Here is a 21,183-nt window from a genome sequence, read left to right as displayed (position 1 = left end):
AAGCGTCATCGCGCTTTAGGTTGTTGTTTGCGCGCGATCTTTCGGAAAACCGCGACACACTGTTCCGGATCACGCCAAATCGTCACAAAACTCGCGATGGACAAATCCGTCCCATGGTGCTTCATCGCGGCGCCATGCTGAAACGTATCTACGACTGGTGCATCGACGCCGCCCACAAGCCCTACGCGCTCTGGATCATGGGAGCCGTGGCTTTCGCAGAAAGCTCCTTCTTTCCGGTCCCGCCGGATGTGATGCTGATCCCGATGTCGCTGGCGCGCCCGCAGCGCGCCTGGCTCTACGCCGCGGTCTGCACCGCGACCTCGGTGGTGGGCGGTCTGCTGGGCTACGCCATCGGTGCGCTGCTGTTTGACTCGGTCGGCCATTGGCTGATCCAGGTCTATGGTCTCGGCGACAAGGTCGATGCCTTCCGCGCCTCCTATGCGGAATGGGGCGCGGTGATCATCCTGCTCAAGGGCCTGACACCGATCCCCTACAAGCTCGTCACCATCACCTCGGGCTTTGCCGGTTACAATATCGGCCTGTTCATCCTGTGCTCGATCGTCGCGCGCGGCGGCCGTTTCTTCATCGTCGCGATCCTGCTCAACCGCTATGGCGACTGGATCCGCGTCAGGATCGAGAAGCATCTCGGTCTCTGGGTGGCGCTCGGCGCCGCCGTGCTGGTGCTCGGCTTCGTCGTAGCGGTCAAGCTGATCTAGGGAATGATCCGGACCCGAAGGGCCGCCTCAGCGCAACGTGTGAAGCCGTTCTCCGCAAAGATCATGTTCGCTCAATAACCCCGCGCTTTGCCGCTGCGCCGGGTTCGGCTACGGTTGCCGTCATGATGGTTCGATCCGGCAATCCGGTCCTCCGACCGGGGACGCTGATATTCGCAGTGCTTTCGCTCCTGCTCGGTGCCGGCAGCACCAGCTGGCCGCAATCCGCGCCGCCGGCGCTCGGCTTGCAGGAGCAGGGACCGCAGACCGCGCCGCCGCCCTCGACATCAGCTCCTTCGTCGCCGCCGGCGCGCGAGGAAAATCCCGGACTGATCAACGAAATGGGCAAGCTGTTCGACAAGCTGCCCTCGATCCTGCCACCGATCAAAAGCCCGAGCGAGACCATGAACGACCTGTCGCGGCTGGCGACGCCGTCGGCCATGGTGTCGGGGCGCATGGCCTGCCCCGCCTCGTCGAATGGCGCGCCCGACTGCAAGCAGGCCGCCGACCAGCTCTGCCAGAGCAAGGGCTACAAGGAAGGCAAGAGCCTGAACGCCGATTCCGCGGAAAAATGCTCGGCCAAGGTTCTGATCCCGGGCCGGCAACGCAAACCGGATGACTGCCGCACCGATACCTTCGTCACCAGCGCGCTGTGCCAGAACTGAGGACGTAGCGCCAGCAAAGGAGCGCCCATGAGCCGCACGGAGCAGGACTTCCTCGGACAGCGCGAGATCGCCGACGACATCTACTACGGCGTCCAGACCATCCGCGGGAAGGAGAACTTCCACATCACCGGCATTCCGATGAACCAGGAGCCTTACTTCGTGAAGGCGCTCGGTTACGTCAAGAAGGCTGCCGCGATGGCCAACCGCGACCTCGGCGCGGTCGATGCGAAAGTTGCGGACGCGATCATCCAGGGCTGCGACCGCGTCATCGCCGGCGACATGATGGATCAGTTCGTCACCGACTTCATCCAGGGCGGCGCCGGCACCTCCACCAACATGAACGCCAACGAGGTGATCGCCAATCTCGCGCTGGAATCGCTCGGCTTCAGCAAGGGCGACTACCAGCATGTCAGCCCGAACGACCATGTCAATTACGGCCAGTCGACCAACGACACCTATCCGACCGCGTTCCGGCTGGCGCTGATCCTGCGGCTCGAGAGCTACATGACGGCGCTGCGCCAGCTCCAGGAGGCCTTCTTCACCAAGGGCCGCGAGTTCGAGCGCGTGCTGAAGATGGGGCGCACGCATCTTCAGGACGCCGTGCCGATGTCGCTCGGCGCCGAATTCCGCGGTTGGGGCACCACGATCGGCGAGGAGGTCGACCGCATCTCCGAGGCGCGCGCGCTGCTGCGCGAGATCAATCTCGGCGCCACCGCGATCGGCACCTCCGTCACTGCGGCTGTCGGCTATCCAAAACTCGCGGTCCGGCATTTGAGCGCGCTGACCGGCGTCGACTTCATCCTCGCCGGCGATCTCGTCGAGGCGACCTCGGACACCGGCGCCTATGTGCAGCTCTCCGGCGTGCTCAAGCGCACGGCGAGCAAGCTGACGAAGATCTGCAACGACATCCGCCTGCTGGCCTCGGGCCCGCGCGCCGGCTTCAACGAGATCAACCTGCCGCAGCTCCAGCCGGGCTCGTCGATCATGCCGGGCAAGGTCAACCCTGTCATCCCCGAGGTCGTCAACCAGACCAGCTTCCTCGTCATCGGCCTCGACACCACGGTGACGCTGGCCGCAAGTGCCGGCCAGCTTCAGCTCAACGTGATGGAGCCGGTGATCTCGTTCGCGCTGTTCTTCTCGATCCGCACCATGGAGCGCGCGGTCAACAGCCTGCGCGAGAACTGTGTTGTCGGCATCACCGCCAACGAGGAGCACACCCGCAACATGGTGCTGAACTCGCTCGGCATCGTTACGGTGCTGAAGCCGCTGCTCGGCTACAAGCAATGCGCCGAGATCGCGCGCGAGGGCTACAAGAGCGGCAAGTCGCTGCACCAGATCGTGGTGGTCGAACGCAAGCTGCTGACGCAGGAGAAATGGGACGAGATGTTCTCGTTCGAGCGGCTGATCAATCCGGATTTGATCGGGTGATGCCGCCCGCGTTTGCGTAGCGAATTCCGCATGTTGGAATTGCGGTAACGGCATCCGCCACGGCGTCAAAACGCAATACTTGACAGTGGAAAGATTGCCTTGTTGGTATGGCCTCCAGCTTTCGATTTGCTCGCCACCAAAGGATCGTTTCGCCTATGTCCATGCCTGCCTTGTTCAAGGGGCGCTTGTCGATCCCCGTGATCGGTTCGCCGCTCTTCATCATCTCGGTGCCCGATCTCGTGATCGCGCAGTGCAAGGCCGGCGTGGTCGGCTCGTTTCCGTCGCTGAACGCACGGCCGCCGGAGCTGCTCGACGAATGGCTGGCGCGGATCACCGAAGAGCTCGCGGCCCATGACCGTGCCCATCCCGACAAGCCGTCGGCGCCGTTCGCGGTGAACCAGATCGTGCACAAGTCGAACAACCGGCTCGATCACGACATGCAGCTCTGCGCCAAGTACAAGGTGCCGATGATCATCTCGTCGCTCGGCGCGCGCGAGGAGCTCAATCAAGCGGTGCACGGCTGGGGCGGCATCGTCTTCCACGACGTGATCAACCAGAAGTTCGCCCACAAGGCGATCGAGAAGGGCGCCGATGGCCTGATCCTGGTTGCGGCCGGCGCCGGCGGCCATGCCGGCACCATCTCGCCGCTGGCCTTCGTTGCAGAAACGCGAAAATGGTTCGATGGCCCGATCGCGCTGTCGGGTGCGATCGGCAACGGCAAGGCGATCCGCGCCGCGCGCATCCTCGGCGCCGACTTCGCCTATATCGGCTCGGCCTTCATTGCGACCAAGGAAGCCAACGCGGTCGAGAAATACAAGGAGATGATCGCGGGCTCGACGGCCGACGACATCGTCTACTCCAACCTCTTCACCGGCGTGCACGGCAACTATCTGAAGCCGTCGATCCTCGCGGCCGGCATGGATCCGGAAAACCTGCCGACGTCCGATCCGTCCAAGATGAACTTCGGCACGGATGCCTCCGGCGAGCGCGCCAAGCCGAAAGCCTGGAAGGAGATCTGGGGTTCGGGCCAGGGCATCGGCAGCGTCGACGGCATCATCCCCGCCGCCGATCTGATCGCGCGCTTCAAGAAGGAATATGACGAGGCGATCGATCCGCCGCTCTAACCGCTCTCGTGTCCCGGACGCGCTGCAGCGCGCAACGCTGCTGCGCAGAGCCGGGACCCATCGCTGCAGCACATGACCCCGGCGCTGCGCTGCGTCCGGGGGACGCCAGCCGAGATACCGTGCAAACATGACCGCCATCTACCGCGTCGACGGCAACAACGTCGTCACCAGCCCTAATGCTGCCGGTCCGTGGGACCGGCGCATGCAGCACGGCTCAGCGCCGTCCGCGCTGGTGACGTGGGCGGCGGAACGCATTCCGACGCCGGTGCCGATGAATGTTGCGCGCGTCACCATCGACTTGATGCGCCCGGTGCCGGTGGCGCCGCTCACGATCGAGAGCGAGGTTTTGCGCGAGGGGCGCAAGATCCAGCTCTGCGAGATCAAGTTGTTCGCCGACGGTATTCAGGTCGTCGATGCCACCGTGCTCAAGATCAAGCGGCAATCACAGCCTTTGCCGGACGACGTCAAGGAGTTGCCGGTCACGCTGCCGTCGCCCGAGGACTCGCTGGTCGAGGACGGCCATGGCGCGACCAGTCCGTTCGCAGGCATGGTCTCGATGCGCGCCGCGCGCGGCCGGTTCGGCCAGGCCGGGGCCGGCGCGATCTGGTTTCGCCTCGACCATCCGCTGGTCGAAGGCGAAGCGGTCTCGCAGGCGATGCGCGCCGTGGTCGCTGCCGATTTCTCCAACGGCACCGCCTCGACGCTCGACTTCCGCGCCTGGACCTACATCAATGCCGACCTTACTGTGAACCTATCGCGCCAGCCGGTCGGCGAGTGGATCTTGCTCGACGGCGAATCCTGGATCGGTCCCGACGGCGCCGGCCTCGCGATGTCGCGGCTCGCGGATCGTCGCGGCTATTTCGGCCGGGCGGTGCAGAGTCTGGTGATCGAAAAGCGGTAAGCGTGTCGGCAAGCGCCGTGATCGCTCCTTGCGCCGATGGAACGGCAGACTTCCGCCGCCGCGGAAGGGATGCCCTGGTCGCGAACCTCTTCTTGTCCGGAGGTCTCTGTTCGACGCCAGCGTCCTGCCAGTTCAGCTGCCGTAGACGATCTTGATCTCCCACAGCAGGACGATGATAGCCGTGATCAACGTGATCGCGGCCAACGCACTTTCCAAGGAAGCGACTCTCATTTGATACTCCGCTTCCCAGCCCCGTCAGCGGTCTAATTGATTCGTTGATTCGCCTGCAATTGCGCGGACGGCGTGCCTGAAAAGTCCCTTCCGAGCTGTTGTTCGCGGGTCACAGCGACCCGTAGAACCCCGGAGTGCGGCCGCGGGAATACGTGCGGTGCTACCTGCCACAAGTTGCAGATCGGGGATGACTACCCCACCATCCGGTCCCGTCCACTCCAGAAGCCCGCGCGCAGCACCTTCTTGTCGACCTTGCCGACGCCGGTCATCGGCAGCTGCTTGACGAACTGGATCTGCTTCGGTGCATGTGCCGAGCCTTTTCGCGTCCTCACCAGATTGATCAGCTCGTCCGGATCGGGCTGTGCCCCCTCACGCGGCACGACGATGGCGGTAACGGCTTCGCCCCATTTCTCGTCGGGAATGCCGACGACCGCGACCATCGCGACATCCGCATGCTGCGACAGCACGTCCTCGACCTCGCGCGGAAAAATGTTGAAGCCGCCGGAGACGATCATGTCCTTCTTGCGGTCGAGGATGAACATGTAGCCGCGCTCGTCCTTGCGCGCGACGTCGCCGGTGTGGACCCAACCATGCTTCAGCGTCTCGGCCGTGATGTCGGGCCGCTTCCAGTATTCGGCCATGACATGCGGCGCGCGCACGCAGATCTCGCCGGCTTCGCCCGTCTTTACTTCCTGGTCGTTGTCGTCGAGAATCCTGACCTCGCAGGTCGAGATCGGGAAGCCGCAGGACAGGAACAGCTCCGGCGTCCTGGGATCGTGATCAGCCTTTCGCAGCACCGAAATCGGATAGCATTCGGTCTGCCCGTAAAGCTGCGAGAACACCGGCCCAATGCGTTCGATGCCCTCGACCAGCCGGCTCGGCGACATCGCGGAGGCGCCGTAGAGCACGAGCTCGAGTGAGGACAGATCGGTCCTGCTCAGCGCGGGATGATCGAGCAGCACATAGATCATGGTCGGCACGAACAGCGTGAAATTGATGCGCTCGCGCGCGATCGTCGCCAGCACCGCCTCGGGATCGAAGCCTTTCAGCATGTGCACGGTGCCCCCGCGCATCAGGGTCGGCACTACTTTCGTGCCGGCGACATGGCTGATCGGGGCAACCGCGAGGTAGTGCGGGGTGTCAGGGATCTCGAAGTCGGCGAGGATCGCGGCAGCACCACCGGCGTTCTCGCGGTGATAGCGCAGTGCGCCCTTGGATTTTCCGGTCGTGCCACCGGTGTAATTCAGCGTTGAGAGATCGTCGGGGCCGGCGAAGCAATGCGCGCCGGCGTAGCCTTCGATCTCGATCGCCTGCAACAGGTCGACGCCATAGTCGGCCGGTCCCGTGGTGAAGACCGCCTTGAGCCGGCTCGCACTCGCGGCAAGCTCGCCGCCGCGATCGCGGAAGGTGGCGGCATCGACCACCAGCATCTCGGCCTCGGAATCCTCGAGCTGGAAGAGCTGGTCTGCCCTCGATCCCAGCGGATGCAGCCAGGTGACGCAGAGCCTGGATAATTGCGCGGCGACACCGGCGCACCAGGTGTCGGCACGGTTCGCGGTGAGGAACGCGACGCGCGCGCCGGGCTGCAAGCCCAGCCGCATGAACACGGCCTGGATGCGTCCGATCAGGTCGATGGTGCCCTGATAGCTCAGCGATCCACCGGGCCAGGCGAAAGCGGTGCGGCCGGGATAGCGCGACAGTGCCCGCAGCGTCTGCGCGCAAGTCGGGGACGATGCGTGGAGCGGATCGGACATATGTTTCCCCGTTGTTTTGTCATCGGCTTTTGACGTGCCAATGTTTGTGCGCAACGCTAGCACAGAGAATGCGGGATGGAACGACAAAGCCCGTGCAAGGAGGCGTGAGTGACATCCGATCGACTGCAACACTTCCGTGATCGTCTCGCTCTGCCCTTGATCGCGGCGCCGATGTTTCTGGTGTCGGGCGTCGAGCTCATGGTCGCGGCCTGTCGCAATGGCGTGATCGGCAGCTTCCCCACCGTGAATTGCCGCGGCACGGAACAGCTCGAGGCGTGGCTCACCGAGATCGAAACGCGACTGCGGCAACACGAAGATCACACAGGTCGTAAGGCCGCGCCGCTTTGCCCGAACCTGATCGTGCATCGCTCCAACGCGCGGCTGGAGCAGGATCTCGCGGTGCTGCTGCGACACAAGCCGGAGATCGTCATCACCTCTGTTGGATCGCCCGCGCCGGTGTTGAAGCCGCTGCACGATGCCGGCGCGCTGGTGCTGGCGGACGTGGCCTCGATCCGCCACGCCCAGCGTGCGGCGGAAGCCGGCGCCGACGGGCTGGTGCTGCTCACCGCGGGCGCAGGCGGGCAGACCGGCTGGCTCAATCCGTTCGCTTTCGTCCGCGCGGTGCGCGCATTCTTTGACGGCATCATCGTGCTCGCCGGAGGCATCAGCGACGGCCGCGCGCTGCGTGCGGCTGAAGTCCTCGGCTGCGATCTCGGCTACATGGGCACGAAATTCATCGCGACGCGCGAGAGCATGGCGGACGAGCGCCACAAGGAGATGCTGGTCGACAGCAGCGCCGACGACATCCTGCTGACCACCGCGTTCACGGGGTTGCAGACCAGCATGCTGAAGCCGTCGATCTTGGCTGCGGGCCTCGATCCCGACGATCTGCCGGCACGTGGCGCGATCGATATAGGCAAGGACATTGACGTCGACGCGCGCGAAAACCGCCCGAAACGCTGGCGCGATATCTGGAGCGGGGGACACGCGACATCGGGCGTGACCGACGTGATGGCGGTCGACGATCTCGTGGCGCGGACCCTCGCCGAATATCGCGATGCGGGCGGGCGGTAGGCGGCGTCCTTCCCCTCGCCCAGCTTGCGGGGGAGGGAGAGGAGGGGCCGTCGCTCCCGATCACAGTTAATCGAGCGCTCCTCCGCGGCCCCGTACTTAACGGCAGATTAACCAACGCCCGCCAAGAATCCCCCTCACGGCCGCCAATCAGGACCGAGAGGGACAGGCGATGGACTTCGATTTTCTCAATAGCAAGACAGCCGCGACGCTGGACGAAATCCGGGTCCGCGTGGCCCATGCTCTGGCCCGTCATCCGCTGTGCCGCAACGTGCGCTTCGACATCCTCAGCGTCCCCCGCACCCGCCGGGGCGGCAATTGGACGGTGACGCTGCAATCGGTCGAGCCGCGCGCGGTCTGGGAGGCCTCCGAGATCGTCGCCGACATCCAGGATGCCTACGACCTGGCGCTAGCTGCCTGATTTCCTTGAGATTTCGGGGCATGTCGCCACAGTCCGCGCGATTGCCGTCGCGATGGCTCGGTTAAGCCTTATTTACCGCCCAGTTTCCGGGCACTCGTCACGTGGACTTGAAGCTGGGCCTGGAGAGACGTTTGTCCAAAGCCATCACCATCGTCGTGCTGACCTGTTTCCTCGTCCTCGGCGCCGCCACCACCGCCATCCTCGGCCGTGACAGCGTGCCCAGCGTCAGCGCGGAGATGATCACGCAGGCCCCGCCGCCCAAGCAGCTTTCGACAAATCGCGCCGCCAAGGCCGACCGCCTGGTCCCGACGCTGGCACTGGCCTCGGCCGCGATCGATCCGGTCCAGGTCTCCGCCGACAAGCTTTCGCAGGCGCCGGTGCTGACCGAGCCGCTGCGCCAGGCGTTTGCCGCCGCAACGCCCGCCGATTTCCCGATGCCCAAGGCGAGTGTGCATGAAGCGCCCGCTGCCGCAGAGGCTCCCGTCGAAGCTCCGGCCAAGCCGAAAGCCGCCGCCAAGCCGCAGCCGCAGAAAAACTATTCGTTGCTGTCCGACGTGCAGATCGCGGGCATCAGAGATCGCCTGAAACTGTCGTCGTCGCAGGAATATTACTGGCCCTCGGTCGAGACCGCGCTGCGCAATGTCGTCCGCAAGATCTCCGCGAACAAGCTCTCCAATCCGAACGCGCCGGGCGTGCCGATCGATCCGAACTGCGACGAGGTCCAGCAGTTGAAGTCGGCCGCAATGCCGCTGCTGTTCCAGCTGCGCGAGGATCAGAAGGAAGAAGTTCGCAAGCTCGCCCGAATCATCGGGCTTGAAAAAGTCGCGCAGCAGATCTGACGCGCAAGTTCCTCCGGGAACTGCGTCCCGCATCGGGAACATCCGGCAATCGACAAACGTTGCCCGCTCCAAAGAGGGAGTGGACCAATGCGCGCCTCGACAGCTTATTTCGTCGGTGCCGGAACGATCGTCGCGGCCATCGCCATTGGTCTCGGTGGCGGCATCGTCGCCGGCAATATCATGAATCCGGTCGCGCCCAAGCAGGGGCCGGACACGAGCAAGATGGCGCAGCGCGCTGAAGCTGCCAAACCCGCGATGACGGACGCGCCTTCCGAGCGCTTGCAATATCTCACCGGCTCGCAAGCCTTCGGCGCCATGATCGCCGCGCCGGCGCAGGCCGAAGCCAAATCCGAACCCGCAAAGCCCGACACGCAGGCAAGGCAAGCGAACGCCGAGCCGCCAGCGCCGCAGCCTTCCCAGGCGGCCGCGGCCGAGCCGCCCAAGCCGGCACCGGCATTGCCTCCGCAAGTCGCAAAGCCTGCCGAGCAGCAGGCATCGACAGAGCCGCCATCCTCACCCGACAACGCCTATGCCAAGGCCAGAGATTCCGACATGAAGCGCGCCGCGTCCGAACGGCGCCGCATGGAGCGCCGCGAGCGCTGGGCCGAGCGCCGGCACTACGATCCCCGCGAGCCGCGCGGCATGCGCGACCGCACCGATTGGGATGACGTCGCGCGCAACATCCGCGAAGATTCCGATGCGCGCGATGTCGCGAGCCGGCCGCGCAGCGGCTTGCCGCAGATCAGGCTGTTCGGGCCCGACGACGACTAGCGCCCATCCTCGCCGTCGTGCACGCGATCGTGAGCGACGGTTCGTTCTGCGGACGCGCTTGCCTCGAATTTCAACTTCCAGACGATCTCCGTTCAATGCATGATTGGCGTGGCTAGCCAAAGGCCTCGTCATGGGCGTAGCGCTGTTAGCTCGGGGTCGCTTCTTCGCGCCGTACCGCGAAGGCGTCACCGTGCCGACGCCGGTTGATAGAGCCGGCATTGCCTGGCTGCTCCACTTTCTCGCGCGACACGCGCGGAATCGCGGTTTCACCGCGCTGCAATTGCCCTCGAAGGCGGACGACGGGGCGGCCTTCTCGACTGACCTCACTTATCTCGCATTGCAAACCTTTTAGAGGTTTCCATGTCGATACATCTGTTGTGGACGTCCGCGGACAGTCTCATCGTGGCCTTTGCGCTCGCACTCATCGTTCCGCAACCGCATGTGCTGCCGCTCATTCTGATGTTCGGCGCTTGCGATGCGCTGGGTTCCGCGCTCGGCGTCACGATGCCGGTCGCGGGCGGGCTCGCAGCGATCCTGTTGATCGCGTGCGGCGCATCGCTGGTGGTGCGCCACCCCATCGCGCAACGTCTTTTGAATGCGCCGGGGTGGTTCTATGTGCTGCCACCGCTGCTGGCGATCGACAATCTCGTGTCGCGCACGCCTGATGCGCCGGCCGTTGCCGCACTGTCGAGCGCGATGATGGCCGGGCTCGGCTTTGCCTGCGGAGCCGTCGTGTCGCGCGGGTGGCGCGCAGGCTTGCGCGACGTACGACCGCTTGCAGCGGCTTGCCTGATTGCGGCCGGAAGCCTCCTCGCCTACGGAGCCTGAGCATGGTCGCCTCCGTCACGACCCGCAGCTACGACCGTGCCCGTACCGGTACGAACAATTCCGAGACGGTGCTGACGGCGACCGCCGTCCGCAGCAGGGGCATCGTCAAACTCTTCAGCCTTCCGATTCCCGACGATCCCAGGCTCGAGGCGCAGCCGCTGGCGGTCGGCGGCCTGCACACAGCCGACGGCAAGATCCGCGACCTGATCTTCCAGGCCAGCATGGGCAATTGGGTCTATGCATTCGACGCTGTGACCGGCGAGAAGATCTGGGCGACCAACTTGGGGCGTCCCATCGTCGGAACGAGGGCGATCGACGGCCACATGACCAACGTCCATTGGGGCATTCTCTCGACCCCGGTGATCGACGAGGGGGCGGGCATTCTCTATGCCTGCGCCTGGATCAGCGACGACGGCAGCGTCGCCAAGGGGCAGCATTTCCTCGCGGCGCTGCGGATCCGCGACGGCTCGAAGGTGCACGGGCTGCTGAACCTGGAGGGCGCGGTCTACACGCCGCCGAGCGGCCTGCCGGTGCAGAAATTCGTCTCGGCCCAGCGCAAGCAGCGCAGCGCCCTGACGCTGACGCGGAACCACGTGCTGATCCCCTTCGGCACGATCGCCGAGACCTCGAAGACGGCGCGCGGCTGGCTGCTCGCGGTCGACGTCCATGCCTGGCGGCTCGCTGCGTCGTGGTGCTCCACCGTCACCGGCTCCGGCGGCGGGCTGTGGCAGAGCGGGGCCGGCCCGGCCCTCGCTCCCGACGGTTCAATCTACGTCATCACCGGCAACGGAGCGTTCTCGCCGCAGCATGGCGATTTCGGCGAGAGCATCGTGCGGCTCGCCTTGCACACCGGAAGCCATGCGCATTTCGAAGTCATGTCGTGGTGGGCGCCATGGACCGACGCCAACCGGGTCGGCGCGGCTGCGGACGCAGCAACCGCCGACGATGACGACAATGACGAACTGCCGCTGCCGTCGAACGTTTCCCTGCCCTCCGTGATCGCGCATGCAAGGCGTATGGGAATGACGCTGAAGCCTCGGTATGCGCGCGAGATGCCGCATGTCGCGGTCACCTCGGGTCGCAGTGCAACCGATGCGCAGATCGCGCCGGTCGTGGCGCATCACATGGAGGCGATGAACGAGTCGATGTGGGGCGACCAGGATTTCGGTTCCGGCGGTCCGGTCTATGTCGCCTCCGCCCATGCCATTCTGGCCGCGGGCAAGGACGGCATCCTCTACACCGGCAATGCCAATGCGCTCGGCAAGACGCAGCCGGGCGAACTTGCGGCCGGCCATTTCGCGGCGAACTACAACAGGCTTCTCATGCCACCGATCCTGTACACGTATTTCGATCCCGCCGTGCCGCCTGCGCCGGCGTCACCGATGGAGCTGAACGTGTTTCCCGGCGGCGCGACGCGGCATCTGCATGGCACGCCGCTGCTGTTCCAGTCCGCCACCCACGGCACCATGCATTTCGTCGGCGGCGAGAACAGCGCCTTGCGGGCATGGTCGATTGCGGCCGACGGGAGAACGACCTATCTCGCCGGGGGCAACGAGATCGCCTCGCCGCAATCGCCGCGTCCGCCGGGCGGCATGCCCGGCTGGAGCATCACGCTTGCCGCCAACAACGGCACTGATGGCATCATCGTGGCGATGGTGCCCTATCAGGACAGCAACATGATTCTCAGTCCGGGCCGCTTCCTGGTCTACGATGCGCAGAATTTCGCCACCAATCCGGATGGTTCCAAACGGCTCCAGGTGATCTGGGACAGCGAGGACTGGGGCCCGGAGCACGCCTTCATGCATCCCAAGTTCAACCGTCCGATCGTCTGGAAAGGCCGCATCTATCGCCCGACTTATGACGGCCGCATCGACGTCTATGGCCTGACGAATTAGCTGCTGTCCCTCTCCCTTCTTCGCGGGAGAGGGTGGCTCGCGGCAGAGAGTCTCTGCTCTTGGTGCGTCGAGGCAGCTCTCATCCGCCTTGCCATCGGCAAGGCACCTCCCACAGGAGGGAAGGAAGAAGATCACCCGCCGTGCGACTCCACCACCTTGCGGCAGGCGTCCGAGAGCTTTGTCTTGTTCTCGCGCAGGCAGGCATTCATCTGCGGCGGCTTGCCGATATGTTCGGCGCAGAATTTGCCGGCGTCGCCGCGGCAGGCCATCTGCTCCTGCGGCGTCGGACCGGATTGGGCAGCGGCGGGCAGGATGGCCGCAGCGAGCAGCAGCGCGGCAAGAACTGAAGTCTTCATGAAACACCTCTTTGGGATTGTGAAGGGTCCCGCTGGGATCGGGTGAGCCGGACCATCTCGCGGAGGGCCGTTGCCGGTCCATGCCATGTTCATGGCATCGGCTCGCTCGGCGCACCCCCATCTTCATGGCATGTATCCGCGCGCCGTCTTTTGCCATTCAGGCTGCACGTCGGCTGCGAAACCCGGTGATTGCATCGGGGCGCCGAACGGGAAGCAGGAGAGCAAGATGTCGAAAAACGTGGGAGCGCTGAGCGCCGGGCTGACGGTCATGATGCTCGCGGGCGCGGCGATGGTGTCGCTGGGCACGAGCCCGGCGCAGGCGGTGGTCTATTGCAAGACGGTCGGCGTGCCCAAGGGCTGCGTGGTGCGGCCGGCCGGGGCGGTGGTGGTCGCGCCGGCCGCCGCGGTCGCGGTGGCGACGCCCGGAGTCGGCGCGCCCGGCGTCGGCGTTCGTGCGGGAACGCCGATGAATCGCGGAGGCCCGGTCAATCGCGTCGGCGTGCGCTGACGATCTCGTTTGATTGAGTTGATTGCATTGCTTCGGGCGAAAGGATGATCTGCGGACGACCCCCCCGTCCTCCGCATGACGATAATCCGGCCCGTCCCCTCTCTCCGTGCGTCCCACACGTTCGGGGAGGGGGCTTTTCAGCCCGCGGCGGCGGCGTCGCTATCGGGAAAGATTTTCGGCAGTTGCAGCCGCACGCGCGTCCCCGAGGAATCCGAGGCCAGATCCAGCACCGCGCCGCAGCGCGCGGCGCGGCTTCGCATGTTGCGCAGACCCCGCGCGGTCTGGCCCGCACTGCCGGCTTCGCCGTTGCCGGACAGGGCAAAGCCCTTGCCGTCGTCCGCGACGCTGATCATGCCACACGGCCGGTCACCATCTCCTTGGCCATCGTCGAGCGTCTCGATGGTAACAACGATATGGCGCGCCTGCGCGTGCTTGACCGCGTTGGTCACGGCCTCGTCGAGGATGCGCACGATCTGGATGACGTGCCATGGCCGCAGTTCGGGATGGAGCGGCAGGCCCTGCGGCGTCGCCACGTGCCATTCGAGTGCGACGTCGTGTGGCCGCAATTGTGCCGCCGCACGCTCGCGCCAGGAGCCGAGCGCAAGCATCAGGTCGCCGCCGATGTCGTCCATGGAATCGATGACCAGGCGCAGATCCTTCAGCGCGGCGCGCGCAGCGTCCGTGATGGTCGCGCCCTCGTGTCCACGCTCGGAGAGCGCGACGATGCTGACGAGCTGACCGCCGAGGCCGTCATGCAGGTCGCGCATCAAGCGCGTGCGCTCGTTGGCGAGTGCGGCGGCACGGGCGCGCTCTTCTTCGCGGGCGAAGCTTGCCTTCAGCCGCTCCTCCGCCTCGCGCACGCGTGCGATGAGCTGGCCGGCGAAGCTGTCGACCTCGTTGAGCGCGCGGGCGAAGCGCCAGGTCAGTCCGGCGCCTATCGCCACCAGCATCGCGGAATAGGACAGCCGCGTGACGAAGGTGCGATCGTCCGGCACGAACTCGAACGCCGAGAGCATGTCGTGAAACCAGCAGGTCAGCACGATGGTCACGGCGCAGCCGAAGGTAAAGCTCGCCGCGTCCTGCCGCCTGATCACCGCCCACGTCAGGATGACGACCAGCAGCATCAGGCACAGGCCCACGGTCGGCACGCCGAGGAACAGGAAGGTGATGCGCGGGATCGGCTGGCCCGCAAAGAGCCCGACCAGCAGGATGACGAGCCCCGGCGCGAACAACAGCAGCCCGTAGCGCGGCCAGCGCCAGCCGAAGAACAGCACCGCGAACGTCACGACCAGCGCGCTCTCGATCGGCGCGGACGCCAGCAGGATGGCGGCCAGCCGCGGATAAGGCGCGGGCGGCAGCGGCGCCGGCGCGAAGGCCTGCATCGCGCCGACGAGCATTCCTGCCGCCAGCACGCCATAGACCGGCTCGCGGCGTCGCATCAGCCACATGATGGCGAGGATCACCGCCAGCAACGATTGCCAGGCCGAGAACACCACGGGCAGCGTCACGAACAGCAGCGTGCGCGTCTCGTAGGCTCCCCGCAGGCTTTCGTCCGGCCCGACATAGACGGTGTCGAGGAAGCCTCGCAGCGGACCCCACACCAATAGCCGCACGGTGATGGCGTTGCTGCCGTCGCGCAGCAGCGACGACGGGATCACTGTGATCTCCGGCGTGTTGCGGTCGGGCCGGTTGGCGGTGGGATCGCGCCGGGAGTCCAGGATCGCGACGCCGTTGACCGCGACCTCCACGCCATTGCTGAAGCGCGGCAGAAAGACCGACCAGGCCGTGTTTGCCGCATCGGGCTTGAAGACGAACGTGCCCGAATAGAGCGGCGGGTCCTGGAGCGCGTAGCGCGACGACGTGAAATGCGGCAACGTCACCGCCCGGGTCGTGCCGTCCTCCCGCAGCGAAAATTCGCTCACGGCAAAATCGTCGGGGTCGCTGGGCTGGAGCAGCCGCAGCCCCTGGATGGTGACGATCACGATCAGCGCCTGGAGCAGCAGATAGGGCACGAGGCGCGCCGCGATCAGCCGGCGCCGCGGTCGCGCAGGTGCTTTCGCTGCAATCTCGCTCACAGCTTGATCAGGCCCTGCTGCACCGCCTCGAACACCGCTTCGCTGCGCGTGTGCACTTCGAGCTTGCGATAGATGTTCTTGATGTGGCCGGGCACGGTCTGCCTGGACAGGCCGAGATGGCTAGCGATCTCGGCGTAGCTGAAACCCTTTGCGATGCCCCAGAGGATATCGATCTCGCGCGGGGTGAGTCGTGCGGTGTTGAGCACGGGCCCGCGCGGCGGCTCGGCCGAACTCGGCGCGGCGCCTTGCGTTCTGCGCACGATGAAACGGGCGATCGAGGCCGAGATCGGCGAATGGCCGGCGACCAGATCGCGCACGGTGGTGGCGATGTCGGTCGGGAAGGCGTCCTTCAGGAGATAGCCGGTGGCGCCGACGGTGATCGCCGAGATCACGCTCTCCTCGTCGCCGAGCGCCGAGATCACCATGATCTCGGTGTCGGGAAAGCGCTGCCGGGTCTCGCGGATCAGCTCGATGCCATGGCCGTCGGGCAGCCGCAGATCGGTCAGCAGCACGCGCGGTGCGCCGCCGTTCAGGGCCTGGCGCGCCTCGCCGAGCGTTCCTGCGCTGCGCACCTTGTAGCCGGCCTTGACCAGCGCATCCTGGAGCCGCCAGCAGGTCGGCGCGTCGTCCTCGACGAGGAGGATGGTGATGGCCTCACCCGTCTCGCCCTGTTCGCTCATGTTCATCGTCCCGCACCGCGTGTCCCCCGCGGCGCGAGGCCAAGTTTAGCCGCGGCGCGGACGCCGCGACACCCATAATCATGGGGGCGTTGTCACTCTTCCGCTCCGGTGTGGCCGGCGCCTACTGCTTTGCCGCAGCCGATGGCGTCGGCGGCGCGGGCAGACGCTGTACCGTGATCCGCGCCGTGCCGCTGTTGTTCTTGTAGTATTGTTCGTCCGGCCCGAAATAGTCGACGTATTTTGCCGGGGCCAGCCATCGCAGGAAGCCCGGGACGATCTGCACGGCGTCGTTGACGTAGAAGAACAGCTCGCCGGAATCAGGTGCGGTGAATTCGGCCACCATCCGGTCTGCAAGTTTCTGCGTGTCCCAGACCTTGCGTGCCGACTCGTCTGGCGGAAGCGCATCGAATGTGCCCATCTTCGCGATGTCAGCCTTGAGTGTCGTCAGCTTCGCCGCATCGTCCGTGCTCGATTCCTCAGCGTTTTCGATGCGGACGGGATATCTGTTTTTTGGCTCATCCTGAGCATTTTCCTCGGGAAGGGTCGGGTCAATGCGGCGCGGCAGTTCATCTGCCGACATCACGTTCATGGCCTGCAGCGGCTGATCGTTCAGGCCCTTCTCGCCGACGCGTACGACCGGCTGGAACCAGTCCGCGCCGAACAGTCGCCGGGTCGGGAGAGCGAGGTAATGGTGGTTTTCGTAGGTCTGGAATCCGGTGACGCCGGTCATGATCGTGCGGTCGAACCAGCGTTGGTCGATATCGATCCAGACCCGGTATTTGCGGCCCTTCTCCACGGCGAGCCTGCTTGCCCAACAGAACTGGTTGACGTTGAAAAGCTCGACCGCAGGAAGCGCGTTGTCGCCCACCGGCTTGGCAGGCGGAATGTCTACCGCGACGTTCGCTCCCTTTCTCTTCGCCTCTGCGGCTTTTGTTTCCGGGGTTTCACAAACCTGTCCGGTCGCGACGCGCCAGGTGAAGAAGCTGCTCGAGGCGATCAGCAAGGCCGCGGCGTAGATGACGACGATGGAGACGATGGGAAAGATGATCTTGGTGAACGGAAAGCTCATCCACCGCGCATTTCGCTGCATCAAACCGCCAAACCTGAACAACAAACTCATCCGGCTGAGGTTTTTTGCGCTCGCCTTCCGTTCCGGCCGGTACCAGGCGAGTCGCGCCCGCTCCTGGATGCCATCACGCAGCGAGGCGTTGATGCTCCAGACCCACCACGTGACCAGCACGACGAGTGCGGTCGCGACAGGATAATAGAGTGCGATATTGAGCCATGGCCCCGCATAGGAGGGCAACACGTTCTTGAGCAGGTTCGCGACGGAGCCGAGTATGGCGCTGAAACCCCAGTCGATGTTGCTGACAAAATCGCGCAGGCTCTTGCCGGATGTATCTATGATCTTGCGGGCGATCCACGGCCAGGCGGCGATGATGCCCGTCATGATCAGGAGCGAGAAATAGGCCACGCGTCGCCACCACACGGCGCCGCGCGCCAGATTCGCCATGTCCGCGTCTGGCGCTTTCATTCCAGTGAAGGCGTCGGATTCCTCCTTGCTTATCGGGCGCCTCGCTTTCTTCGCGTAGGCGTCATGCATGGCTTGGTGCGCGCCGTCATTGGTGAGCTCCCTGATGCTTCCGTCGGGCATCAGCACCCGCGCGTTCGCCGGCAGCATGATCGGCGCATAATCGTCGCATCCGAACAGCATTCGTTCGACCACGGCGAAGTGAACGACCGGTTTGCCGCCGTTCACATCGCCTTCGAGGATCGGCCGCGGACCGTAGCGGTAAAGCACGGCGGCGCCGCTGCGTGAATCGTGCTTTGGCCCGATCGCCGATTGATACTCGCGGAAGCGCTCGATCGTGCCGTTCTGGAAGCGCAATTGGCCACCGAGCTGCTCGGTCATCCAGACCAGCGGAACGAAGGAGAGGGTGGATTCCGGGTAACCGCCGCCAATGTCGGAATGGACGCCCGCGAACCACACCTCCTTGACAGTCTGGTCATTCGCTAGACGGCTCTGGTCGATCCGCAGCGGATGAAAGGTGGTGCGCTCGTCGTCGAGCGCGAGCGCGTGACAGATGTGCTTCGCCTTGCGCGAGGGCCGGTGATTGCGGAACGAAATCGGCCAAATTGCCCAGTCGATCGCGACGCGCAGCTCCTCGATCGGTACGCCGAAAGCCTCGACGGTGTCGAACAGCCCGAGGAATTCGATCTTGACGTTCTTGCGGCCGGCCATGGCCTTGCGGACCGTGCAATAGGAGCGGTGCCCGCAGACGAAATGGTAGATGATGAGCAGCAGGTCGCGAATCCAGCGCGTAATCCAGATCGTCGGCAGGCTGCGATAGCCCACCGATTCCTTGCGGTATTCCCGCCATGCGGACATGGCGTTGCGCTCCATCTCGGCATGCGAGACCGGCTCGCCCTTGATTTCCGCCGGCACTAACCCCTGACTCGCGATCAGCGCCGCCAGCGTGCGCGCAGTGAAGGCGCCGCGGCTGAAGCCGAAGATGTAGATCTCGTCGCCCTCGCGCCAGTTCCAGCACAGGAAGCGGTAGAGCTTGCGGACGTTGGAGGGAACGCCGATGCCGGTGGCGCCGTCGATGGCTGCGAGCGGCGCCCAGCCGGCGGTGCCGACACCCTTGATGTAGTGGGCGATCTGGTCCGGCTGGGTGTGGTCGAGCGCTTCATAGAGCCGCCAGACGCTGGATTCCTGGGCGGTGAACGCGTTGCCCGTGCCGTCGGCGAACAGCACCAGCTTGCGCTTCGACAGGGTGGTGGCGGTCGTCCCGCCGGCGCTTGCATCGTCATGCGTGTGCTTGGGTCTGGCAGAATCACCATTCTGCGCGCCATCATGCTGGGTCATGGGGCCCCTCTGGCAATCGACGGTGAAGCACTTCGGGCTGGAGCCGTTCAGCACTCCACGATTTCAATCAATGGTTGTGTTATGAAAAACAGGTGCATTCTGTGCATAGTCCCGTTGAGGTAGCAAGCGGGATCGCGCCGCCGCCCTGCCGCGGTCGGACGCCGCGGCATGACGGTTACGAAAACGTTTGGTCTTGCTGGTGCCGGTGGCGAGAGGCGTGATGTCGGCGGACGCCTCTCCCCTGCGAGCGGGGAGAGGCGGAGTGTTCAGCTCCTACCTGCCATTGCCGCGGCAAGCGCCGCCGGGGCCGATATGGTAGCCGCGCGGGCAGGCATGCGCGGCGGGGTTGGCGTAGTTCCTGAGGCAGCCGCCATAGGGGCCGCGGTGCCAGCCGGGGCCGCAGCCGCCGGCGACCGCGATGACGTCGCCGTTCGCGCCTGCGTTGAGCAGGGTGAGCGGCATGGCCTGGGCAACGCCCGTGATCACGCCGAGCGTGAGAGCCGTGGCAAACAGGGTGCGTATCATGTCTTCCTCCCGAATGCCCTTGCTTCAATGGCCGGCGGCGAACGCGATGCCGGCGCGTACTTCGGCGATCGCCTGGTCGATCATCCCGATCGCCTTCTCGCGATGACCGCCCTTGTTCGGCTCTGCCTTGCCGAGCTCGGCGCGGGCCGATTGCAGGATCGCGATGGCTTCGTCCATGTGCGGCTGCGCGCCAAGCGCGTAACCGATGCAGAGGCTGGTCGCGATGGCGCCGCCGAGCACGAGGCTGCGGGGTAGAGAGGTTCGCATGTCGTTGTCTCCTCCAGCGGGCGTCAGGCTGGGGCCGCCCGTTTGCCCGGATGCAGTCCTTGTGTGGCGTGCCGCATCCGCTGCCTGAATAGGGCCCGCTTGTGTGGGGCGTCTTGGACTGTCCGGCGCCAGCGCCGTCGCAGCTTGGACTGACCGGCGCGGCTTGATTCACGTTGGCGTGCTGATAGCTTGCGGTATGCTGGTCTTCTGCGGGCGTCTGTTTGGCGTGCGAGGTTCGGCGAGCGCCAAGCCTTTTTTTAAGAACTTAGAAAAGCCATTCTCGAAAAGTCGTTCTCGATGTCCGTCATCAGGAAGTCGCTCTCGACCGAGATGCTGCCACAGGACTTGTCCGACCGGCAGCGCTTCATCCGCTTCGCGGAGCTGTTCGAGCATTTCTCCAACACCGGCGAGCTCGATCCGGCGTCCGACGTGCCGTTTCGCGCCACGATGAACTCGATCCATATCGGCACCACCATGCTCGGCCGTTGCGACGGCAGCTTCGTCACGGTCCGGCGCGAGAAGCGCCAGGTGATCGAGACCGGCGACGACCGCTTTTGCCTCGCGCGCAACACCGGAGATCTTCCGTCTCAGGTGATCCATCGTGGCCGCGAATTCACCATGCGGCCGGGAGCGATGGTGCTGCTCAAGCTGGACGAGCCGTTCTTCGCGGCCGACGGCGCGAGCCAAAAGCGTTTCACCAACGTGCATCTGCCGGTCGATACGCTGCGCGCGATGGTCGCCGACATCGACGATCTCGTCGGCTGCGAGCTCGAGCCCGGCGGCGCGCTGTTGCTGGCGATGGATTACAGCGATCTCCTCCTCCGCAATCCCACGGCCGCCGACGAGGCCGGCATGGCGATCGCCGGCCATCTGCTCGACCTTGCCGCGATCGGTCTCGGTGCCCGCAGCGATATCGCCACTGCCGCGCGACGCGGGGGCCTGCGCGCCGTGCGGCTCAAGGCCGTGCTGTCGATTCTTGAGGCGCGCTTCCACGAGCCGGGTTTTTCCGCCCAGAAGCTTGCCGCCGCCGGCGGCCTTTCCGAGCGCTACGTCAACGAGCTGCTGTTCGAGGCCGGCGCCAGCTTCACCACCCGCCTCACTGAGCTGCGTCTGCGCAAGGCCGCCGACCTCCTGGCACATCGCGAGGGCCGCATCAGCGACATCGCCTTTGCCTGCGGCTTCAACGATCTCTCTTATTTCAACCGCTGCTTCCGCAGGCGGTTTGGGTTGACGCCGACCGCGGCGAGGGGGAAGTGAGAGAG

General features: G+C 65.3%; 21 protein-coding genes. 14 read left to right on the top strand and 7 right to left on the bottom strand.

What is annotated here, in order from left to right; all coding sequences use genetic code 11:
* The first annotated feature begins 113 nt into the window (after positions 1 to 113).
* From AB7G19_RS38515 to AB7G19_RS38495, 5 genes are all read left to right on the top strand, one after another.
* Positions 114 to 716 (top strand): YqaA family protein, encoded by a 603-nt coding sequence (locus AB7G19_RS38515; protein ID WP_081369120.1) that lies wholly within the window; start codon positions 114 to 116, stop codon positions 714 to 716.
* A 122-nt stretch (positions 717 to 838) separates the two neighbouring features.
* Positions 839 to 1,378, top strand: a complete 540-nt coding sequence (locus AB7G19_RS38510; protein WP_085400964.1) for a hypothetical protein — start codon at positions 839 to 841, stop codon at positions 1,376 to 1,378.
* A gap of 27 nt (positions 1,379 to 1,405) precedes the next feature.
* Complete coding sequence (locus AB7G19_RS38505; RefSeq protein WP_014491544.1) at positions 1,406 to 2,806, top strand: aspartate ammonia-lyase; 1,401 nt, start codon at positions 1,406 to 1,408, stop codon at positions 2,804 to 2,806.
* A 155-nt stretch (positions 2,807 to 2,961) separates the two neighbouring features.
* Positions 2,962 to 3,930 carry an NAD(P)H-dependent flavin oxidoreductase gene (locus AB7G19_RS38500; RefSeq protein WP_085400966.1) on the top strand — a complete coding sequence of 323 codons (969 nt, stop codon included), beginning with the start codon at positions 2,962 to 2,964 and terminating at the stop codon, positions 3,928 to 3,930.
* A 127-nt stretch (positions 3,931 to 4,057) separates the two neighbouring features.
* Positions 4,058 to 4,831: a thioesterase family protein gene (locus tag AB7G19_RS38495; RefSeq protein ID WP_085400967.1), complete on the top strand. Its 774-nt coding sequence runs from the start codon at positions 4,058 to 4,060 to the stop codon at positions 4,829 to 4,831.
* A gap of 422 nt (positions 4,832 to 5,253) precedes the next feature.
* Here AB7G19_RS38495 and AB7G19_RS38490 read toward each other — a convergent pair whose 3' ends face one another.
* Positions 5,254 to 6,816 carry an AMP-binding protein gene (locus tag AB7G19_RS38490; RefSeq protein ID WP_085400969.1) on the bottom strand — a complete coding sequence of 521 codons (1,563 nt, stop codon included), beginning with the start codon at positions 6,814 to 6,816 and terminating at the stop codon, positions 5,254 to 5,256.
* 108 nt (positions 6,817 to 6,924) lie between these two features.
* On the opposite strand from AB7G19_RS38490, the gene AB7G19_RS38485 reads away from it, so the two are divergent.
* The 7 genes from AB7G19_RS38485 to AB7G19_RS38455 all read left to right on the top strand — a co-directional run bounded on the left by AB7G19_RS38485 (position 6,925) and on the right by AB7G19_RS38455 (position 12,641).
* A complete protein-coding gene (locus tag AB7G19_RS38485; RefSeq protein ID WP_085400971.1) occupies positions 6,925 to 7,890 on the top strand; it encodes an NAD(P)H-dependent flavin oxidoreductase in 966 nt (321 codons plus the stop codon).
* A 169-nt stretch (positions 7,891 to 8,059) separates the two neighbouring features.
* The gene (locus AB7G19_RS38480) at positions 8,060 to 8,308 is read left to right on the top strand and encodes a hypothetical protein (RefSeq protein WP_028147356.1); all 249 of its coding nucleotides are present in this window, start codon (positions 8,060 to 8,062) and stop codon (positions 8,306 to 8,308) included.
* A 131-nt stretch (positions 8,309 to 8,439) separates the two neighbouring features.
* A complete protein-coding gene (locus AB7G19_RS38475) occupies positions 8,440 to 9,147 on the top strand; it encodes a hypothetical protein (RefSeq protein ID WP_085399489.1) in 708 nt (235 codons plus the stop codon).
* An 87-nt stretch (positions 9,148 to 9,234) separates the two neighbouring features.
* Positions 9,235 to 9,918, top strand: a complete 684-nt coding sequence (locus AB7G19_RS38470) for a hypothetical protein (protein ID WP_085399483.1) — start codon at positions 9,235 to 9,237, stop codon at positions 9,916 to 9,918.
* Between the two features lie 130 nt (positions 9,919 to 10,048).
* Positions 10,049 to 10,270: a hypothetical protein gene (locus AB7G19_RS38465; protein WP_144030652.1), complete on the top strand. Its 222-nt coding sequence runs from the start codon at positions 10,049 to 10,051 to the stop codon at positions 10,268 to 10,270.
* Between the two features lie 8 nt (positions 10,271 to 10,278).
* Positions 10,279 to 10,746 (top strand): hypothetical protein, encoded by a 468-nt coding sequence (locus AB7G19_RS38460; RefSeq protein WP_085399481.1) that lies wholly within the window; start codon positions 10,279 to 10,281, stop codon positions 10,744 to 10,746.
* Between the two features lie 2 nt (positions 10,747 to 10,748).
* Positions 10,749 to 12,641 carry a PQQ-binding-like beta-propeller repeat protein gene (locus AB7G19_RS38455; protein ID WP_085399480.1) on the top strand — a complete coding sequence of 631 codons (1,893 nt, stop codon included), beginning with the start codon at positions 10,749 to 10,751 and terminating at the stop codon, positions 12,639 to 12,641.
* Positions 12,642 to 12,772: 131 nt separating this feature from the next.
* On the opposite strand, the gene AB7G19_RS38450 is transcribed toward AB7G19_RS38455, so the two are convergent.
* Entirely contained in the window at positions 12,773 to 12,997 is a 225-nt protein-coding gene (locus tag AB7G19_RS38450; RefSeq protein WP_014491555.1) for a hypothetical protein, read from the bottom strand.
* A gap of 226 nt (positions 12,998 to 13,223) precedes the next feature.
* Here AB7G19_RS38450 and AB7G19_RS38445 point away from each other — a divergent pair, with 226 nt between their 5' ends.
* Positions 13,224 to 13,505 (top strand): hypothetical protein, encoded by a 282-nt coding sequence (locus AB7G19_RS38445; RefSeq protein ID WP_085399488.1) that lies wholly within the window; start codon positions 13,224 to 13,226, stop codon positions 13,503 to 13,505.
* A 137-nt stretch (positions 13,506 to 13,642) separates the two neighbouring features.
* Here the strand turns inward: AB7G19_RS38445 and AB7G19_RS38440 are convergent, their stop codons facing one another.
* The 5 genes from AB7G19_RS38440 to AB7G19_RS38420 form a co-directional block, all read right to left on the bottom strand.
* Positions 13,643 to 15,580: a sensor histidine kinase gene (locus AB7G19_RS38440; RefSeq protein ID WP_085399479.1), complete on the bottom strand. Its 1,938-nt coding sequence runs from the start codon at positions 15,578 to 15,580 to the stop codon at positions 13,643 to 13,645.
* Positions 15,577 to 16,260 carry a response regulator gene (locus AB7G19_RS38435; protein ID WP_038933185.1) on the bottom strand — a complete coding sequence of 228 codons (684 nt, stop codon included), beginning with the start codon at positions 16,258 to 16,260 and terminating at the stop codon, positions 15,577 to 15,579. The genes AB7G19_RS38440 and AB7G19_RS38435 overlap by 4 nt, the downstream gene beginning before the upstream one ends.
* Before the next feature lie 121 nt (positions 16,261 to 16,381).
* Positions 16,382 to 19,129: a DUF2235 domain-containing protein gene (locus AB7G19_RS38430; protein ID WP_135215747.1), complete on the bottom strand. Its 2,748-nt coding sequence runs from the start codon at positions 19,127 to 19,129 to the stop codon at positions 16,382 to 16,384.
* A gap of 273 nt (positions 19,130 to 19,402) precedes the next feature.
* The gene (locus AB7G19_RS38425; protein WP_085399477.1) at positions 19,403 to 19,654 is read right to left on the bottom strand and encodes a GCG_CRPN prefix-to-repeats domain-containing protein; all 252 of its coding nucleotides are present in this window, start codon (positions 19,652 to 19,654) and stop codon (positions 19,403 to 19,405) included.
* A gap of 24 nt (positions 19,655 to 19,678) precedes the next feature.
* Positions 19,679 to 19,921, bottom strand: a complete 243-nt coding sequence (locus AB7G19_RS38420) for a hypothetical protein (RefSeq protein ID WP_063985829.1) — start codon at positions 19,919 to 19,921, stop codon at positions 19,679 to 19,681.
* A gap of 297 nt (positions 19,922 to 20,218) precedes the next feature.
* Here AB7G19_RS38420 and AB7G19_RS38415 point away from each other — a divergent pair, with 297 nt between their 5' ends.
* A complete protein-coding gene (locus AB7G19_RS38415) occupies positions 20,219 to 21,178 on the top strand; it encodes an AraC family transcriptional regulator (RefSeq protein WP_135215746.1) in 960 nt (319 codons plus the stop codon).
* The last annotated feature ends 5 nt before the right edge of the window (positions 21,179 to 21,183 follow it).

It is taken from the genome of Bradyrhizobium sp. 215_C5_N1_1, assembly GCF_052075935.1.
Classification (GTDB): Bacteria; Pseudomonadota; Alphaproteobacteria; order Rhizobiales; family Xanthobacteraceae; genus Bradyrhizobium; species Bradyrhizobium barranii.
The sequence above is the reverse complement of the archived record's forward strand: the minus strand, read 5'-3'. Positions and strand labels throughout refer to the sequence as shown.

Coding starts and splice junctions, on each gene's coding strand:
- AB7G19_RS38495 (WP_085400967.1), top strand. CDS start 4,058: ATGACCGCCATCTACCGCGTCGACGGCAACAACGTCGTCACCAGCCCT.
- AB7G19_RS38435 (WP_038933185.1), bottom strand. CDS start 16,260: ATGAGCGAACAGGGCGAGACGGGTGAGGCCATCACCATCCTCCTCGTC.
- AB7G19_RS38510 (WP_085400964.1), top strand. CDS start 839: ATGATGGTTCGATCCGGCAATCCGGTCCTCCGACCGGGGACGCTGATA.
- AB7G19_RS38490 (WP_085400969.1), bottom strand. CDS start 6,816: ATGTCCGATCCGCTCCACGCATCGTCCCCGACTTGCGCGCAGACGCTG.
- AB7G19_RS38505 (WP_014491544.1), top strand. CDS start 1,406: ATGAGCCGCACGGAGCAGGACTTCCTCGGACAGCGCGAGATCGCCGAC.
- AB7G19_RS38445 (WP_085399488.1), top strand. CDS start 13,224: ATGTCGAAAAACGTGGGAGCGCTGAGCGCCGGGCTGACGGTCATGATG.
- AB7G19_RS38470 (WP_085399483.1), top strand. CDS start 9,235: ATGCGCGCCTCGACAGCTTATTTCGTCGGTGCCGGAACGATCGTCGCG.
- AB7G19_RS38480 (WP_028147356.1), top strand. CDS start 8,060: ATGGACTTCGATTTTCTCAATAGCAAGACAGCCGCGACGCTGGACGAA.
- AB7G19_RS38450 (WP_014491555.1), bottom strand. CDS start 12,997: ATGAAGACTTCAGTTCTTGCCGCGCTGCTGCTCGCTGCGGCCATCCTG.
- AB7G19_RS38425 (WP_085399477.1), bottom strand. CDS start 19,654: ATGATACGCACCCTGTTTGCCACGGCTCTCACGCTCGGCGTGATCACG.
- AB7G19_RS38515 (WP_081369120.1), top strand. CDS start 114: ATGGTGCTTCATCGCGGCGCCATGCTGAAACGTATCTACGACTGGTGC.
- AB7G19_RS38430 (WP_135215747.1), bottom strand. CDS start 19,129: ATGACCCAGCATGATGGCGCGCAGAATGGTGATTCTGCCAGACCCAAG.
- AB7G19_RS38420 (WP_063985829.1), bottom strand. CDS start 19,921: ATGCGAACCTCTCTACCCCGCAGCCTCGTGCTCGGCGGCGCCATCGCG.
- AB7G19_RS38465 (WP_144030652.1), top strand. CDS start 10,049: ATGGGCGTAGCGCTGTTAGCTCGGGGTCGCTTCTTCGCGCCGTACCGC.
- AB7G19_RS38460 (WP_085399481.1), top strand. CDS start 10,279: ATGTCGATACATCTGTTGTGGACGTCCGCGGACAGTCTCATCGTGGCC.
- AB7G19_RS38455 (WP_085399480.1), top strand. CDS start 10,749: ATGGTCGCCTCCGTCACGACCCGCAGCTACGACCGTGCCCGTACCGGT.
- AB7G19_RS38500 (WP_085400966.1), top strand. CDS start 2,962: ATGTCCATGCCTGCCTTGTTCAAGGGGCGCTTGTCGATCCCCGTGATC.
- AB7G19_RS38415 (WP_135215746.1), top strand. CDS start 20,219: ATGTCCGTCATCAGGAAGTCGCTCTCGACCGAGATGCTGCCACAGGAC.